15 protein-coding genes are annotated in these 15,556 nt (G+C 70.4%); 8 read left to right on the top strand and 7 right to left on the bottom strand.

The features are described 5' to 3' along the window. Nucleotides 1-73 precede the first annotated feature (73 nt). Genes tatC through FR943_RS16495 form a run of 3 tightly spaced genes read left to right on the top strand, consistent with a single transcriptional unit; the run spans nucleotide 74 to nucleotide 4,681 of the window. Nucleotides 74-1,030 carry a twin-arginine translocase subunit TatC gene (gene tatC / locus FR943_RS16505; protein ID WP_217159091.1) on the top strand — a complete coding sequence of 319 codons (957 nt, stop codon included), beginning with the start codon at nucleotides 74-76 and terminating at the stop codon, nucleotides 1,028-1,030. Continuing rightward, a complete protein-coding gene (locus tag FR943_RS16500; RefSeq protein WP_217159090.1) occupies nucleotides 1,020-3,848 on the top strand; it encodes a DEAD/DEAH box helicase in 2,829 nt (942 codons plus the stop codon). The genes tatC and FR943_RS16500 overlap by 11 nt, the downstream gene beginning before the upstream one ends. Before the next feature lie 38 nt (nucleotides 3,849-3,886). Next, entirely contained in the window at nucleotides 3,887-4,681 is a 795-nt protein-coding gene (locus FR943_RS16495) for a DUF4333 domain-containing protein (RefSeq protein WP_217159089.1), read from the top strand. Between the two features lie 44 nt (nucleotides 4,682-4,725). On the opposite strand, the gene FR943_RS16490 is transcribed toward FR943_RS16495, so the two are convergent. Beyond that, a complete protein-coding gene (locus FR943_RS16490) occupies nucleotides 4,726-5,685 on the bottom strand; it encodes a 5'-3' exonuclease (RefSeq protein WP_217159087.1) in 960 nt (319 codons plus the stop codon). Continuing rightward, on the bottom strand, nucleotides 5,682-6,533 hold the full coding sequence (locus FR943_RS16485) for a hypothetical protein (RefSeq protein ID WP_217159085.1): 852 nt from the start codon (nucleotides 6,531-6,533) through the stop codon (nucleotides 5,682-5,684). Before FR943_RS16485 ends, FR943_RS16490 begins: the two co-directional genes overlap by 4 nt. A gap of 46 nt (nucleotides 6,534-6,579) precedes the next feature. On the opposite strand from FR943_RS16485, the gene FR943_RS16480 reads away from it, so the two are divergent. Next, nucleotides 6,580-7,707, top strand: a complete 1,128-nt coding sequence (locus tag FR943_RS16480) for a M24 family metallopeptidase (RefSeq protein ID WP_217159083.1) — start codon at nucleotides 6,580-6,582, stop codon at nucleotides 7,705-7,707. 7 nt (nucleotides 7,708-7,714) lie between these two features. Here the strand turns inward: FR943_RS16480 and FR943_RS16475 are convergent, their stop codons facing one another. Continuing rightward, the gene (locus tag FR943_RS16475; RefSeq protein ID WP_217159081.1) at nucleotides 7,715-8,140 is read right to left on the bottom strand and encodes a PPOX class F420-dependent oxidoreductase; all 426 of its coding nucleotides are present in this window, start codon (nucleotides 8,138-8,140) and stop codon (nucleotides 7,715-7,717) included. A gap of 35 nt (nucleotides 8,141-8,175) precedes the next feature. Here FR943_RS16475 and dprE2 point away from each other — a divergent pair, with 35 nt between their 5' ends. Genes dprE2 through FR943_RS16455 form a run of 4 tightly spaced genes read left to right on the top strand, consistent with a single transcriptional unit; the run spans nucleotide 8,176 to nucleotide 11,604 of the window. Next, a complete protein-coding gene (gene dprE2, locus FR943_RS16470; RefSeq protein WP_217159079.1) occupies nucleotides 8,176-8,934 on the top strand; it encodes a decaprenylphospho-beta-D-erythro-pentofuranosid-2-ulose 2-reductase in 759 nt (252 codons plus the stop codon). A gap of 5 nt (nucleotides 8,935-8,939) precedes the next feature. Beyond that, complete coding sequence (gene cbiE, locus FR943_RS16465) at nucleotides 8,940-10,121, top strand: precorrin-6y C5,15-methyltransferase (decarboxylating) subunit CbiE (RefSeq protein ID WP_217159691.1); 1,182 nt, start codon at nucleotides 8,940-8,942, stop codon at nucleotides 10,119-10,121. Continuing rightward, nucleotides 10,118-10,873 carry a precorrin-4 C(11)-methyltransferase gene (gene cobM, locus FR943_RS16460; RefSeq protein ID WP_217159077.1) on the top strand — a complete coding sequence of 252 codons (756 nt, stop codon included), beginning with the start codon at nucleotides 10,118-10,120 and terminating at the stop codon, nucleotides 10,871-10,873. The genes cbiE and cobM overlap by 4 nt, the downstream gene beginning before the upstream one ends. Further along, nucleotides 10,873-11,604 (top strand): cobalt-precorrin-6A reductase, encoded by a 732-nt coding sequence (locus FR943_RS16455; RefSeq protein ID WP_217159075.1) that lies wholly within the window; start codon nucleotides 10,873-10,875, stop codon nucleotides 11,602-11,604. Before cobM ends, FR943_RS16455 begins: the two co-directional genes overlap by 1 nt. On the opposite strand, the gene FR943_RS16450 is transcribed toward FR943_RS16455, so the two are convergent. From FR943_RS16450 to FR943_RS16435, 4 genes are all read right to left on the bottom strand, one after another. Next, entirely contained in the window at nucleotides 11,594-12,667 is a 1,074-nt protein-coding gene (locus FR943_RS16450; protein ID WP_217159073.1) for a phosphotransferase family protein, read from the bottom strand. The two genes, FR943_RS16455 and FR943_RS16450, sit on opposite strands and share 11 nt — an antisense overlap. Further along, nucleotides 12,664-13,320 (bottom strand): TetR/AcrR family transcriptional regulator, encoded by a 657-nt coding sequence (locus tag FR943_RS16445; RefSeq protein ID WP_246585071.1) that lies wholly within the window; start codon nucleotides 13,318-13,320, stop codon nucleotides 12,664-12,666. The genes FR943_RS16450 and FR943_RS16445 overlap by 4 nt, the downstream gene beginning before the upstream one ends. 92 nt (nucleotides 13,321-13,412) lie before the next feature. After that, a complete protein-coding gene (locus FR943_RS16440) occupies nucleotides 13,413-14,927 on the bottom strand; it encodes a precorrin-2 C(20)-methyltransferase (RefSeq protein WP_217159069.1) in 1,515 nt (504 codons plus the stop codon). Further along, a complete protein-coding gene (locus FR943_RS16435; RefSeq protein ID WP_217159067.1) occupies nucleotides 14,924-15,550 on the bottom strand; it encodes a precorrin-8X methylmutase in 627 nt (208 codons plus the stop codon). The genes FR943_RS16440 and FR943_RS16435 overlap by 4 nt, the downstream gene beginning before the upstream one ends. Between the last annotated feature and the right edge of the window lie 6 nt (nucleotides 15,551-15,556).

Below are 15,556 nucleotides of genomic sequence, written 5' to 3'. Positions count from 1 at the left end.
CCGGTCCGCAGCCGCGCGCGGTCATCGTCCCGCGGCGCGGTTGCGCGTCTGCACCGGCCTCTAGAACACTCCTGTGACCTCCGGATTCATCAAGAAACTCGATCCACGCCGCCGTCGTTCGCGGGTCAATCCCGACGGCACCATGTCGTTGGTCGACCACCTGCACGAGCTGCGGAACCGGCTGTTGATCGCCGTCGCCGCCGTCGTGCTGACGACGGTCTTCGGCTTCGTCTGGTACACCCACGGCTTCTTCGGCCTGCACAGCCTGGGGGAGTGGCTGCGCGGCCCGTACTGCGCACTACCCGACTCGGCACGCGCGACGATCGCCCCGGACGGCGAGTGCCGGCTGCTGGCCACCGGTCCGTTCGACCAGTTCATGCTGCGCCTCAAGGTGGCGCTGGCCGCCGGATTGGTGATGGCCTGCCCGGTGTGGCTGTATCAGCTGTGGGCGTTCATCACGCCGGGTCTGTACAAGAAGGAGCGCCGCTTCGCGATGGCGTTCGTCGGCATCGGCGCCGTACTGTTCGTCACCGGCGCGATCCTGGCCTACGTGGTGCTGGCCACCGCGCTGGGCTTCCTGCTCACCGTCGGCAGCGACGTGCAGGTCACGGCGCTGTCGGGTGAGCAGTATTTCGGGTTCCTGATCAACCTGCTGTTGGTGTTCGGCATCAGCTTCGAGTTCCCGCTGTTGATCATCATGCTCAACCTGGTCGGCATGCTCAGCTACGAGCGGCTCAAGGCCTGGCGTCGCGGCTTGATCTTCGGGTTGTTCGTGTTCGCGGCATTCGCCACCCCCGGTTCGGACCCGTTCACCATGCTGGCGCTGGCCTGTGCGCTCAGCCTGCTGCTGGAGTTCGCCATCCAGACGGCGCGGATCAACGACAAGCGCAAGGCCCGGCGCGCGGCACTGGAAGTGCCCGAGGACGAAGCCGCGCCGATACCGACGGTGGAGCCGGTCGGCCGGCCCGAACCGGTCACCGAGCCGGATGTGGGTCCGTCGCGGACCGGCATCGACGACGATGCCACCTGAGGCGGGCGACCGCAGCGGCGCTGAACTGACCACGTTCACCGCCGAATACCCGTTCGCGCTCGATGACTTCCAGGTGCGCGCCTGCCGGGCACTGGAGGCCGGGCACGGCGTGCTGGTCTGCGCCCCCACCGGGGCGGGCAAGACCGTGGTCGGTGAGTTCGCGGTGCACCTGGCGCTGGCGGCCGGCGGAAAATGCTTCTACACCACGCCGATCAAGGCGCTGAGCAACCAGAAACACACCGACCTGGTGGCCCGCTACGGCGCCGACAAGATCGGGTTGCTCACCGGCGACCAGTCCATCAACGGTGATGCCGACATCGTGGTGATGACCACCGAAGTGCTGCGCAACATGCTCTACGCCAACTCGTCTGCGCTGCACGGCCTTTCCTACGTCGTGATGGACGAGGTGCATTTCCTGGCCGACCGGATGCGCGGGGCGGTGTGGGAGGAAGTCATCCTGCACCTGCCCGAGGAGGTGCTGCTGGTCAGCCTGTCGGCCACGGTCAGCAACGCCGAGGAGTTCGGCGGCTGGATCCAGACCGTGCGGGGCGACACCACCGTCGTCGTCGACGAGCACCGGCCGGTTCCGCTGTCCCAGCACATGCTCGTCGGGCGGCGCCTGTTCGATCTGTTCGAGGGCACCGGAAGTTCGCCCGCAGCCGCCCCTGCGGCGACATCGACGTTGGTGGATCCGGAACTGTTGCGCCACATCAGCCACCGGCGCGAGGCCGACCGGCTGGCCGACTGGCAGCCGCGTGGCCGGGGCCGGGGACGCGGCGGTGGCGGCCGCCCGCAGCTGTACCGGCCGCCGAGCCGCCCCGACGTGATCGCCACCTTGGATGCCGCCGGGCTGCTGCCCGCGATCACCTTCGTGTTCTCCCGGGCCGGCTGCGACGCCGCGGTGCAGCAGTGCCTGCGCGCGCCGTTGCGGTTGACCACCGAGGAGGAGCGCGGCCGGATCGCAGAGATCATCGACCGGCGCTGCGCCGATCTGGCCGAATCCGACCTGATCGTGCTGGACTACCACCTGTGGCGCGAAGGGCTGCTGCGGGGCCTGGCCGCCCACCACGCCGGGATGCTGCCGGTGTTCCGGCACACCGTCGAGGAGTTGTTCACCGCAGGTCTGGTCAAGGCGGTCTTCGCCACCGAGACCCTGGCGCTCGGGATCAACATGCCGGCCCGCACCGTGGTGCTCGAGCGGCTGGTGAAGTTCAACGGTGAGCAGCACGTGCCGTTGACGCCGGGGGAGTACACCCAGCTGACCGGTCGCGCGGGGCGCCGCGGCATCGACGTCGAAGGCCACGCCGTGGTGCTGTGGCGTCCCGACGACAGCAACGCCGAACCCGCCGAAGTGGCCGGCCTGGCCTCGACCCGCACCTTCCCGCTGCGCAGTTCCTTCGCGCCGAGCTACAACATGACCATCAACCTGGTCCAGCAGATGGGGCCCGAACAGGCGCGCAGACTGCTGGAGCGGTCGTTTGCGCAGTACCAGGCCGACCGCTCGGTGGTCGGCCTGGTGCGCGGGATCGCCCGCGGTGAGCGGATGATGGGCGAACTGGCCGCCGAGCTCGGCGGAAAAGATGCGCCCATGCTCGACTATGTCCGGCTGCGGACCAAGATCGGGGAACGCGAACGCGCGCAGTCGCGGGCCTCGCGGCTGCAGCGGCGCCGGGCCGCCACCGATGCCCTGGCGGCGCTGCGCCGGGGCGACATCATCACGATCACCCACGGCCGTCGCGGCGGGCTGGCCGTGGTGTTGGAGCCCGCCGAACGCGACAGCGACGACCCGAGACCACTGGTGCTCACCGAACACCGTTGGGCGGGCCGGATTTCGTCGGCCGACTACTCGGGTGCCTCGGCGCCGCTGGGCACGATGACGCTGCCCAAGCGGGTCGAACACCGCCAGCCCCGGGTACGCCGCGACCTGGCCTCGGCGTTGCGGTCGGCGGCCGCCGACCTGGAGGTGCCGTCGGCCCGGGCGGGCCGCCGCGGCGCCGGTGGCCCGGATCGCGACGTCGATCCCGAATTGGCCGGACTGCGGGACCAACTGCGCCGCCATCCGGCCCATCAACTGCCCGACCGTGAGGCCCAGGCCCGCATCGCCGAGCGTTATCTGCGCATCGAACGCGACAACGCCCAGATCCAACAGAAGGTCAACGCGGCGACGAACTCGCTGGCCCGTACCTTCGATCGGATCGTGGCGCTGCTGAGTGAGCGCGGCTTCATCGGAAAAGGCGACGGATTCACCGGAAAAGACAGCGACGGCCCGTCCACCCCGGACCTCAAGGTCACCGACGCCGGGCGACTGCTGGCCCGCATCTACAGCGAGAGTGACCTGCTGGTGGCCGAATGCCTGCGCGCCGGGACGTGGGAGAAGCTGCAGCCCGCGGAACTGGCCGCCGTGCTCTCGGCGGTGCTGTTCGAGTCACGTGGGGACGCCGCGGGCGGGGTCGTGGGCGTCGACGTGCCGACCGCGGGTCTGCGCCGGGCGTTGGCGGCGACCCGACGCATCTCGGCGGACCTGCGCGGCGACGAACAGCGGCACCGGCTGGCCCCGAGCCGCGAACCCGACGAAGGGTTCGTCACCGCCGTCTACCGCTGGGCCACCACCGGGGATCTGGCCACCGCGCTGGCCGCCTCCGATGTCAACGGATCGGGTTCGACACTGCCGGCCGGCGACTTCGTGCGTTGGTGTCGCCAGGTGCTCGACCTGCTCGACCAGGTACGCAATGCCGCACCCACGTCTGCCCTGCGCAATGCCGCGAAACGCGCCGTCGCCGACGTTCGGCGCGGCGTTGTTGCTGTTGACGCAGGGTAGGGTGTTTTAGGCGATACCGAACGGGATCAAGGAGAATCATGAGCGGACCGCAGGGATCTGACCAGGGACAGCAATGGCCCGGTCAGCAGCCTGAGCCGGGTGCGGAGCAGGCGACGGGTGCCGAGGCGTGGCAGCCGCCGACGCCGGCGTCCGCAGACCCCACGGCCAACGCTCCGGCTTGGCAGCCCCCCGCCTACACCCCGCAGCAATACCCGTCGTACCAGCCGCCGTCGCAAGGCGGCCAGCCGCCGCAGTACCCCGCACCCGACCAGTACGGCCAGCCGGTGTATCCGCCGCCCGGCCAGCCGCAGTACGGGCAGGTCCCCGGCTACGGGCAGCAGCCGCAGTTCGGTCAGCCCGGTCAGCAGCCGCAGTTCGGTCAGCCCGGTCAGCCCCCACAGTTCGGCCAGCCCGGCCAGTACCCGCAGCCGGGCCAGTACGGTGCACCCGGCCAGTTCGGGCAATACGGGATGCCTGGCGCTCCGGGGGAGTCCAAGCGATCGCTGCCGATGATCGGCGGCATCATCGGCGGCCTGGTGGCCCTGCTGCTGGTGATCCTCGGGGTGACCGCGTTCTGGCTGCCCGGGTGGGCGGTGACGACCAAGCTGGACATCAACAAGGCCCAGAGCGGCGTCGAGCAGGTCCTCACCGACAAGACCAACGGGTACGGCGCCACCAAGGTCAGCGGCGTCAAGTGCAACGACGGCGAGAACCCTGAGGTCAAGAAGGATTCGACCTTCGACTGCGAGGTCACCATCGACGGCACCAAGCGCAAGGTCACCGTGACGTTCAAGGACGACAAGGGCACCTACGAGGTCGGTCGACCCAAGTAAGGCCTCTCGCGTCACAGATCGAAACCGGCGACCGAAAGCCCGGATCAGCCCGGCAGTTGGTCCAGCGCTGTCTGTAACCGGCTGATCGACGACGTGACACCGTACGCTGCGGCCAGCTCGGCCACCCGGCCCGGATCGTCGGCGGCCAGCGGCAGGTCGTCGGTCGAGGTGGACAGCGTCACGGGGGCATCGGTGGCCACCCGCACGACCGGCTCGGCGGCGGCGATGTAGTCGACGGCCGCCAGCAGCTTGCTCCGATGTGCTTTGGACAGTGCGGATTTCGGATCCTCGGCGGCCGCCTGGATGCCCTGCAGCGAGCCGTGCCGGGCCAGCAGCGTGGCCGCCGTCTTCTCTCCGATCCCGGCCACCCCGGGCAGCCCGTCGGACGGGTCGCCGCGCAGCAGCGCCAGCTCGGCGTACCCGGCGCCGGCCCGGTCGAGGGGCACGCCGTAGGTTTCGGCGACTTCGGCCGGGCCGTATTTGGTGGCCTTGGCCAGGCCGCGGCCGATGTACAGCACCCGCACCGGGGGAGCCGGCTGGTCGCGGACCAGTTGCAGCAGGTCGCGATCACCGCTGACCACCACCACCGGATCATGCTGCTCGCGGGTGGCCAGCGTGCCCAGCACGTCGTCGGCCTCGAAGCCGGGCGCACCGGCCGTCGCGATGCCGAACGCGTCGAGCAGTTCCATGATCATCTCGACCTGGGGACTGAGCTCGTCGGGAACCTCCTCGACATCGGGGATTCCGTCAGGCCGGGGCTCCTCGACCCGATGGGCCTTGTAGGACGGCACCAGGTCGACGCGCCACTGTGGCCGCCAGTCGTCGTCGCGGCACACCACCAGCCGGCCGGGCCGTTCCCGGGTGACCAGCGTGGCGATCGAGTCCAGGAATCCGCGCACCGCGTTCACCGGACGTCCGTCCGGCGCCTTGATCGAGGACGGCACGCCGAAGTAGGACCGGAACCACATGCTGGCGCCGTCGAGCAGCAGCACCGGCCGGCTCACCGGGTGGTCCCGAACACGTAGGAGGCCGCGGTGATCGGTTTGCCGCCGGCGCCCTCGTCGTGCAAGGTGGCGCGCACCGCGACAGTGCCGCCCGCCCCGGGCATCACCTGGGTGTCGACGCGGAACGGCCCGCTCTTGCCCCGGGCCAGGAACATCACGTGCGAGGAAAGGCCGTGCAGCGCATCAGAGTTCGTGGCGTCGGCGGCAGCATCCAACGCGGCTGTCTCGAGGATCACGAACTGCGGGCCGATGTGCAGTGCCGCGTCGGGTGAGGCCACCTCGACCGCCAACTCCGGCAGCGCCCACTCTCCGCTGTCGCGCTTGTGGCCGCCGAACACCTGCCACAACGGTGGCAGATCCGGACCGTCGACGACGTCGATCGGATCGACCGGCATCTTCTCCAGCCCCTCGGGCGGCGTGCCGATGGAGACGCCCTGACCTTCAGTGAGCGCGATGACACGCTCGGGGTTGTCGGCGTCGACCAGAACCGACCGGCTGTAGGCCATCTGCCGGCCCTGTTTGAGGACCTCGGTGTCGATGCGGATGCGTTTCACATCGCGCGCCGGATCGAGGACCTGACACGAATGGATCACCGGGTTGGGCACGGCCTCCAGATCGCTCACCCCGCCGCTGTCCGGGGAGGAGATGCTCAGCACCGCCAGCAGCACGCCGCCGGCCGGGTTGCGCATGTCGCGGCGCAGGGTGACGGTGTCGTCGGCGGGGCCGAGATCCATCGACGAGTATGTCCGGCCCAGGTATCGATAGCTCAGCAGGCCACCCCAGCGGCGCCGCAGCTCGGCGGCGTACGCCTCGGGATCGTCGGTGAGATCGCGGATATCACGCAACATTCCAGCGACAGTAGCGGTTGCGCGGACAGGTACTAGCCTCGACGCCATGACTGTTGGCCGATTCAGCACTGATGTCTACGCCCACCGGCTGTCCGCGGCCGCCTCCGCCGCGGCCGAAGCCGGTCTGGCCGGCCTGGTCATCACCCCTGGCTATGACCTGCGGTATCTGGTCGGCTCCCGCGCGCAGACCTTCGAACGGCTGACCGCGCTGGTGCTGCCCGCCGCCGGCGAGCCCACCATCGTGGTGCCGCGGCTGGAACTGGCCGCGCTGCGGGAATCGTCGGTCACCGAACTCGGTGTGACGGTTCGCGATTGGGTGGACGGGCAGAACCCGTACCAGATGGTGGTGGATGCGCTCGGCGGCACCGGTGTCAAGACAGCGGTCACGGATTCCATGCCGGCCCTGCATCTGCTGCCGTTGGCCGACCTGCTCGGCGTGGTCCCGGTGCTGGCCACCGACGTGCTGCGGCGGCTGCGGATGATCAAGGACCCGGCCGAGATCGACGCGCTGCGCAAGGCCGGTGCCGCGATCGACCGGGTGCACGCCCGGGTCCCCGAATTCCTGGTGCCCGGCCGCACCGAGGCCGACGTGGCCGCCGACATCGCCGAAGCGATTGTCGCCGAAGGGCATTCGGAGGTCGCGTTCATCATCGTCGGCTCCGGCCCCAACGGCGCCGACCCGCACCACGAATGCTCCGACCGCGAGCTGAGCGCCGGTGACATCGTCGTCGTCGACATCGGCGGACCCTACGAGCCCGGCTACAACTCCGACTCCACCCGCACGTACTCCCTGGGCGAGCCGGACCCCGAGGTGGCGCGCCGCTACGCGGTGCTGCAGCGGGCCCAGCGGGCGGCGGTGGCTGCCGTGCGGCCGGGGGTGACCGCCGAGCAGGTCGACGCGGCCGCCCGCGACGTGCTGGCCGCCGAGGGCCTGGCCGAGGCCTTCGTCCACCGCACCGGGCACGGCATCGGGCTGTCCGTGCACGAGGAGCCCTACATCGTGGCGGGCAACGAGCTGCCGCTGGAACCCGGGATGGCGTTCAGCGTGGAGCCAGGGGTGTATTTCCCGGGGCACTGGGGCGCCCGGATCGAGGACATCGTCGTGGTCACCGAGGACGGCGCGTTGTCGGTCAACAACCAGCCCCACGAGCTGGTGATCGTCCCGGTGACGTAGCCGGGGATCAGTCCTCGCCGCGGTCCAGCAGCTCCGAGGAACCCAGCACCCGCTCGATGCGCACTTCGATCACCACACGTCGGGGGTTGATCCGCGGGGTGCGGTAGCGCTGGGCGTAGCGCAGCTCGGCGTCCCGGACCGCGTCGGGCTCGCTGCTCACCGTGGACTTGCCCTCCAGCGACAGCCAGCGGGCCCCGTCGACCTGGCTGAGCACCGCGATGCCGCGCTCCTGGGCGTTCACCGCCTTCTGCGACCCGCCGTTGGTGATGACCCGCGCGATGTGGGTCTTGGGGTCGAAGGTGAAGCCCACCGCCACCACGTGCGGGGAGTTGTCCGAGCGCAGCGTGGTCAACATCGCCAGGTGGCGTTCGGTGAGAAACGCCAGGGCCTCGTTGGTGAGCTTGGTGGTTGCCTTGCGACGGGATGTAGCCATCGGGGTCCACGCTAGCGCAGGCAATAATCACTGCCATGAATGACACGGCTGACACGAATCGTCGTGTCGTGGTGATTTTCGGGGGCCGCAGCGAGATCGGCGTCGAAATCGCCGTGCGGCTGGCGCCCGGGGCGGTCGTGGTGCTGGCCGCCCGCCGCGCCGGCCAACTGGCCGAGCAGGTCGCGGCGGTGCGTGCGGCCGGCGCGGCAGAGGTGCACACGCATGAATTCGACGCCGACGATGTTGCCGGCCACGCCCACGTGGTCGAGGCGCTCGAGGCCGAGCACGGACCGATCGACACCGCCGTGCTGGCCTTCGGCGTGCTGGGCGACCAGGCTCGGGCCGAGGCCGACCCGGCCCACGCGGTGGCCGTGGTGCACACCGACTACGTGGCCCAGGTCGGGCTGCTCACCGTGCTCGCCGAGCGCATGCGTGCCACCGGCCGGGGCCGGCTGGTGGTGTTCTCCTCGATCGCCGGAGCCCGGGCCCGGCGCGCCAACTACGTTTACGGCTCGGCCAAGGCCGGCCTCGACGCCTTCGCCAGCGGGCTGACCGACGCCCTGCACGGAACCAGTGTGCAGCTGCTGATCGTGCGTCCCGGCTTCGTGATCGGCCGGATGACCCAGAGCATGGAGCCCGCACCGTTCCCCAGCACACCGGCCCAGGTGGCCGAGGCCACCGTCAAGGCCCTGGCCCGCGGCAAGCGTGCGGTGTGGGTGCCGTGGGTGATCCGCCCGATGATTTTCGTGACGCGGTTTGTGCCGCGGCCGATCTGGCGAAAGATGCCCAGATGAGCGGGATGATCATCGTGGTCGGCATCGGCGCCGACGGGATGGCAGGGTTGTCGCAGGCCTCGCGTGACGAGTTGGCGCGCGCCGGCGTGGTGTACGGCTCGCCGCGGCAGTTGGAACTGCTCGACGACAGCGTGACGCCGGACCGGCGCGAGTGGCCGTCGCCGATGCTGCCCGCCCTGCCGACCCTGTTCGGCGCGGCGGGCGGCGCCGATGTGCACGTGGTCGCGAGCGGGGACCCACTGCTGCACGGCGTCGGAGCGACGTTGATCCGGCTGTTCGGCGCGCAGCGGGTCCGGGTGCTGCCGCACGTGTCGAGCGTGACGCTGGCTTGCGCCCGGATGGGCTGGACGGTGCCCGACACCGAGGTGATCAGCCTGGTCACCGCCGCGCCGCACACCGCGGTGCGCCGGGGCGGGCGGGCGATCGTGCTGTCCCGCGACGGGCAGACGCCGGCGACATTGGCCCGGCTGCTGAACGAATCCGGCCGGGGCGATTCGGAATTGACCGTGCTGGAGCAGTTGGGCGGGCCGGGGGAGCGCCGCCGTGACGGCATCGCCCGGGACTGGGCGAAGGCCGGTCCCGCCGAGGTGGGCGACCTCAACGTGGTGGCGGTGGCCTACCGTCCCGACGAGCGGCGGGCCCATGCCCTGCCCGACGAGGAGTTCGCCCACGACGGGCAGCTCACCAAGCAGCCGCTGCGTGCGGTCACGCTGGCCGCGCTGGGGCCGCGACCCGGGGAACTGCTGTGGGATGTCGGTTCCGGCTCGGGCAGCATCGCGATCGAATGGTCGCGCAGCGCACCCGGTTGTGCCGCGGTGGCATTCGAACGCGACGAGCAGCGCCGCGAGCGGATCTTGGCGAACGTCACCGCATTCGGGGTGCGGGTGGACGTGCGCGGCGGTGCCCCCGAGGCACTGGCCGATGCCCCCGAGCCCGCGGTGATCTTCGTCGGCGGTGGCCTCACCCAGCCTGGATTGCTGCAGGCCTGTTTCGACCGGTTGCCCGCAGGCGGGCGGCTGGTGGTCAACGCGGTCACCCTGGAATCAGAAGCAGTTGTGGCGCAATGGTATTCGAAGGAAGGTGGCGAAGTGCGGCGCTATCAGCACTATCAGGGTGGCGCGGTCGGCGGGTTCACCGGCTGGCGCCCCGCGCTTCCGGTCACCCAGTGGTCGGTGGTCAAGGGATGACGGTGTACTTCATCGGGGCCGGTCCGGGCGCTGCCGACCTCATCACCGTGCGCGGGGCGCGAATCCTCGGTCGCTGCCCGGTCTGCCTGTACGCCGGGTCGATCATGCCCGACGACCTCTTGGCGCTGTGCCCGCCCGATGCGAAGGTGGTCGACACCGGGCCGCTGAACCTGGACCAGATCATCGCCGAGCTGGTGGCCGCGGACCGGGCGGGCGTCGACGTGGCGCGGCTGCATTCCGGCGATCCGTCCATATACAGCGCCTTGGCCGAACAGTGCCGGCACCTCGACGATCTCGGCGTCGACTACGAGATCGTCCCCGGCGTACCGGCATTCGCCGCGGTGGCCGCCGCGCTGGGCCGCGAGCTGACCGTCCCCGGCGTCGCCCAGACCGTCACCTTGAGCCGGGTGGCCACCTTGTCCACCGCGATGCCCGAGGGGGAGGACCTGCGCACCCTTGCGGCCCCGGGGGCGACTCTGGTGCTGCACCTGGCCGCCGCCCAGATCGACAACATTGTCCCGCAACTGATCGACGGCGGCTACGGTCCCGAAACACCTTGTGCCGTCGTCGCGTTCGCCAGCTGGCCGCAGGAGATCGTGTTGCGCGGCACACTCGCGGACATCGCGCAGCAGATGCATGATGCGGACGTGACCAAGACCGCCGTCATCGTCGTCGGCGATGTGCTTGCCGCCGAAGGGTTTTCCGACAGCTACCTGTATTCGGCGGGGCGACGCCGGGGAGCGACGCACTGATGAAGGTGCTGCTGCTCGGCGGCACCGGTGAGGCCCGCGCACTGGCCGCCGCGCTGCCTCCGGGGATCGAGGTGATCAGCTCACTGGCCGGACGGGTGCCGGATCCGGCGCTGCCGGTCGGCCCGGTGCGGATCGGCGGATTCGGCGGGGTGGACGGGCTGCGCCGATGGCTGCTCACCGAACGCGTCGACGCGGTCGTGGACGCCACCCACCCCTTCGCCGCCACCATCACCGCACACGCGGCTCAGGTGTGCGCCGAACTGGGGCTGCCGCATCTGGTGCTGGCCCGGCCGGCCTGGGCCCCCGGCGCGGCGGCCCTGGTGGGCTCCGATCGTGACGCGGCCGAAACCGTCGTGGCACACGGCTACTCGCGGGTGTTCCTGACCACGGGGCGGTCCGGGACCGCCGCGTTCAAAGGCGTCGACGCCTGGTTTCTGATCCGCGCCGTCACCGCACCGGACCGGGACACCCTGCCGCCGAATCACGAACTGCTGCTGTCGAGGGGCCCGTACGACTACGACGGGGAACTGGCGCTGCTGCGCGAGCACCGCATCGACGCGCTGGTGACCAAGAACAGCGGCGGCGCGATGACCGAGCCCAAGCTGCGTGCCGCCGAGACGGCCGGGGTGCCAGTGGTGATGGTGGACCGTCCGCCCCTGCCGCCGGGCGTGCAGACGGTGGCCACGGTGCCCGACGCCGTCGAGGTGGTCGGGACCTGGGTCAGGCGCTGATCAGATCCAATGTGCCGAGCTCCCGGATCGCCCGGCAGCCACGCTGCGCCATCACCACCATCATGTCGTCGCCGCGTTCGGTGGAGGTGGCGAACGCGGTGCCGAGCACGGTGATCAGCGGTGCCTGTAGCATCCCCAAACGGTAATCCTGCCAACAGGTTTCGTAGTCATATCCGGTGACGCCATGCGACAGCAGCCGGTCGTGGTAGGCCCGGACCAGGTCGGCTTCGGCGGCGGCGCGGACCGCGGGGTCCAGGCTGGTGGCGGTGAAGTAGGACAGGTCGCGGGCCGGCAGGCCCGAGCCCAGGGTCTGCCAATCCACCACGGTGATCCGGCTGCGGTCGGGGTCGAACAGCATGTTGTCCAAGCGGTAGTCGCCGTGCAGGATGGCGAACCGGTCCGGTTCGGCCAGCAGCCACGGGGTGACCATGGACATGGCGGTGCGCAGGGTGTCCTGGTCCTCGGCGTCCAGACGCGCGCCGAGCTTGTCCAGGGTGATGTCGGCGGCCATCTTGGCGATGTCGCCGAATCCCTTGGCGGAGTCGGGTTCCGGCTTGGGCATCGCGATGCCCGGGAAGTTGGCCCAGCGCGGGTCGGCCCAGGTGGGCCCGTGCAGATCGGCCAGTGCCAGGACGGCCAGATTCGCCTCGGCCGGGGTGCACCCGGCGATCTGGTCGCCCTGCTCGGCCGGCGCCATGTCGGCCAGGAGCAGCACGAAATCGGCTCCCTCACCGGCGATTTCGCAGTGGTGACAGGCTGGGACCGGGATCTGCACGTGCTCGGCGACGTTGGTGTAGAAGGCATGCTCGGAGCGGTAGCCGATGGAGACCCGGTCCCGCACGGTGTCGTCCTGTGACGGCAGCTTGACCGCGAAGGTGGCCGGCAGGTCGGTATCGCCGCGGTAGGTGACCGACACCCGGTAGGTGGCACCGGTCTGGCCGGTGCCGATCGGGGTGGTCTGCACCGTGTCCACCTCGGTGCCCAGGATCTGTGACAGCCAACCGGCGGTGACCTCGGCGGGCCTGGCCGGGATGGACGTGGGGATCGACCCTGCCGCGGTCATCGCGCCACCCCGGTGCCATCCACAGTGCCGTAAATCGTGCCCATCCACATCGCCTCTGCGCCTTCCAGTAGTTGCCGGCGGCTCAACGGCCCGCCGACGATGATCCGCTCCACCAACCGATCGTTGAGTTCCATGAGGAGGCTGGCCAGCACCCGCGCGTCGGGGCCGTCGGGCGCGCGGCCGGCGGCCCGCTCGGCAGAGATCACGGCCGCGACCCGCGGGACGAATGATTCCCTGGCCTCGTCCCACATGTCCCGCACGGCGGAGTTGGCCCCGCGGGCCTCCCACATCGCCTGGAACAGGTAGCGGTGCTCCTCGGCGGTCTGCGCCACCGCCTCAAGCGTGTCGCGGATACGGGCTCGGGGTGGTTGGGCGGTATCGGCGAGGATCGTGTTGGCGGCCAGCAGGGCGTCGTGCATCGGCTCCAGCAACGCGGCCACCGCGGTGGCCTTGTTCTCGAAATAGAAGTAGAACGCCGAGCGGCCCACCCCGGCCTGCCGGGCCACCTCGGCGATGTTGAGCGCGTCGAAGCCGGTCTGTTTCAAGTGTTCGTCGAGGGCGGCCAGGATCGCGGTGCGGCGCTGATCGCTGCGCTGCGGCTGCCGACGGTCGATGGGTGAGCGCGCGGGTGCGCCCTGTGCTGCCGTCGGCATGACCGCGCCTCCCATTCGAACAGGTGTGACGCCGGACACTATCGGGCTTTCTGACAGCAGTCAACAAAATTCGACGCGAGTCAGTGCGTTGGTCAGCCCGGATAGTGCCGCGGGGTGAACACCCGATCCTCGGTGCGCTCACCCGTGGTCGAACCGGTGTACCACTGCGTCTGCGACGAACCGACGATCAGCATCGTGCGCATGTCCACCTGGGTCGGATCCAGGTCGGCCAGACGCACCACGCCGACCTTTTCCCCCGGGCCGGGCTGCGCGCCGGAGACCGCGCGCCCGACGACCACCGGCGTGCTCGGATCGCGGTAGTCCAGCAGCAGATCGCGCATCGCGGCCACCTGCCAGGTGCGCGTCTTCGATGCCGGGTTGTAGATCGCCAGCACCAGATCGGCCTTCGCGGCGGCGGTGAGGCGTTCGGCGATGACCTCCCACGGCTTGAGCCGGTCGGACAGCGAGATCACCGCATAGTCGTGCCCCAGCGGGGCGCCGACACGGCTGGCCACGGCCTGGGCCGCCGTCATCGCCGGAATCACCCGCACCTCGACGCCGGGCCACTGCTTGGCCTCTTCCAGGACCGCGGTGGCCATCGCGAACACCCCCGGATCCCCGGAGGACACCACCGCGACGGTGCGGCCGTCTTGGGCCAGCTTGCACGCGAGCTGGGCGCGGGCCGGCTCGTCGGTGTTGTCGCTGGGGTGGTGGCGCTGCCCGGCGCGGGCGCCGACCCGATCGAGATACGGGCCGTAGCCGATCAGATCGGTGGCCGCGGCGAGCTCGCGACGACTCTGCGGGGTCATCCAGTCGGAGTCACCCGGGCCGAGTCCGACGACCACCACCTTGCCGCGGGGAGTGGTCGCGCGCGCCGTCCCGGGCACCATGGCCAGCGAGAAATACGGCACCTTGACATCCGCGCCCCCGTCGCTGCCGACCTCGCGCGCCGGCGACACCCGCTGCCGCTCGGTGGAGGCCCGCTCGACGTAGTACGCCTCGTCGAGCCGCCCGGTCGAGGCCAGCGCCTCACGCACCCGGGTGTAGGACCGGCCCAGTTTGAGCACCACGGCCGCGTCGGTATCGGCCAGACGGCGTTCCAGCTCGGCGGTGGGCAGGGTGCCGGGCAGGATCGTCAACACGTCGTCGCCCTGCACCAGCGGGGTGCCGGTGGCCGCCGAGGCCGCGCTCACCGAGGTGACCCCGGGAACGATGACGGCGTCGAACCGTTCGGTGAGGCGGGTGTGCATGTGCATGTACGAGCTGTAGAACAGCGGATCGCCCTCGGCCAGCAGGGCCACGTCCCGGCCGCCCTCCAGATGGGCGGCGATGCGCTCGGCGGCCTCGGCGTAGAAATCCTCCATCGCACCGACGTAGCCGCCGGGATGCTCGGTGGTCTCGGTGGTGATCGGGTAGACCAGGTGTTCTTCGAGCTGCCCGTCCCGCAGGTACGGCTCGGCGATCCCGCGGGCGATGCTGTGACCGTGCTTTGCGCTGTGATACGCCACCACATCGGCCGCACCGATGAGCCGGGCCGCCTTTACCGTCACCAGCTCCGGATCACCCGGGCCCAGCCCGACCCCGTAGAGCGTTCCTCTTGTCGTCACTCGCGTTCACTCGCAATCGCATTGACGGCAGCCGCGGCCATCGCGCTGCCACCGCGCCGGCCGGTCACCACCAGGTAGGACATCCCGCGTGGGCGCTCGATCAGCTCCTGCTTGGACTGTGCCGATCCGACGAAACCCACCGGGCCGCCCAACACCGCGGCGGGAACCGGGGCGCCCTCGTCGAGCAGTTCCAGCAATCGGAACAGTGCCGTGGGCGCATTGCCGATGGCCACCACCGCGCCACCGAGGCGATCGGCCCACAGGTCCACGGCCGCCGCCGAACGGGTGCTGCCCAGGGTGGCGGCCAGCTCGGGGGCGCGCGGGTCGGCCACCAGCGAGACCACCTCGTTGTCGGCCGGGAGCCGGGACCGGGTGATACCGGCGGCCACCATCGACGAATCGCACAGCACCGGGGCGCCGGCCGCCAGGGCGGCGTGCGTGCGGGCCACCACATCGGGGGTGTAGGACACGTGATCGGCGACGTCCACCTGGCCGCAGGTGTGGATCAGCCGGACCACGACCCGCGAGACGTCGTCGGGAAAACGGGACAGGTTCGCCTCGGCGCGGATCGTCGCGAACGACTGCCGGTAGATCTCGGCGGCGTCACGGATGTAGTCGAGCACCCGCAT

Source organism: [Mycobacterium] fortunisiensis, assembly GCF_019050325.1.
GTDB lineage: Bacteria > Actinomycetota > Actinomycetes > Mycobacteriales > Mycobacteriaceae > Mycobacterium > Mycobacterium fortunisiensis.
This window is presented reverse-complemented; position numbering and strand designations above follow the sequence as displayed.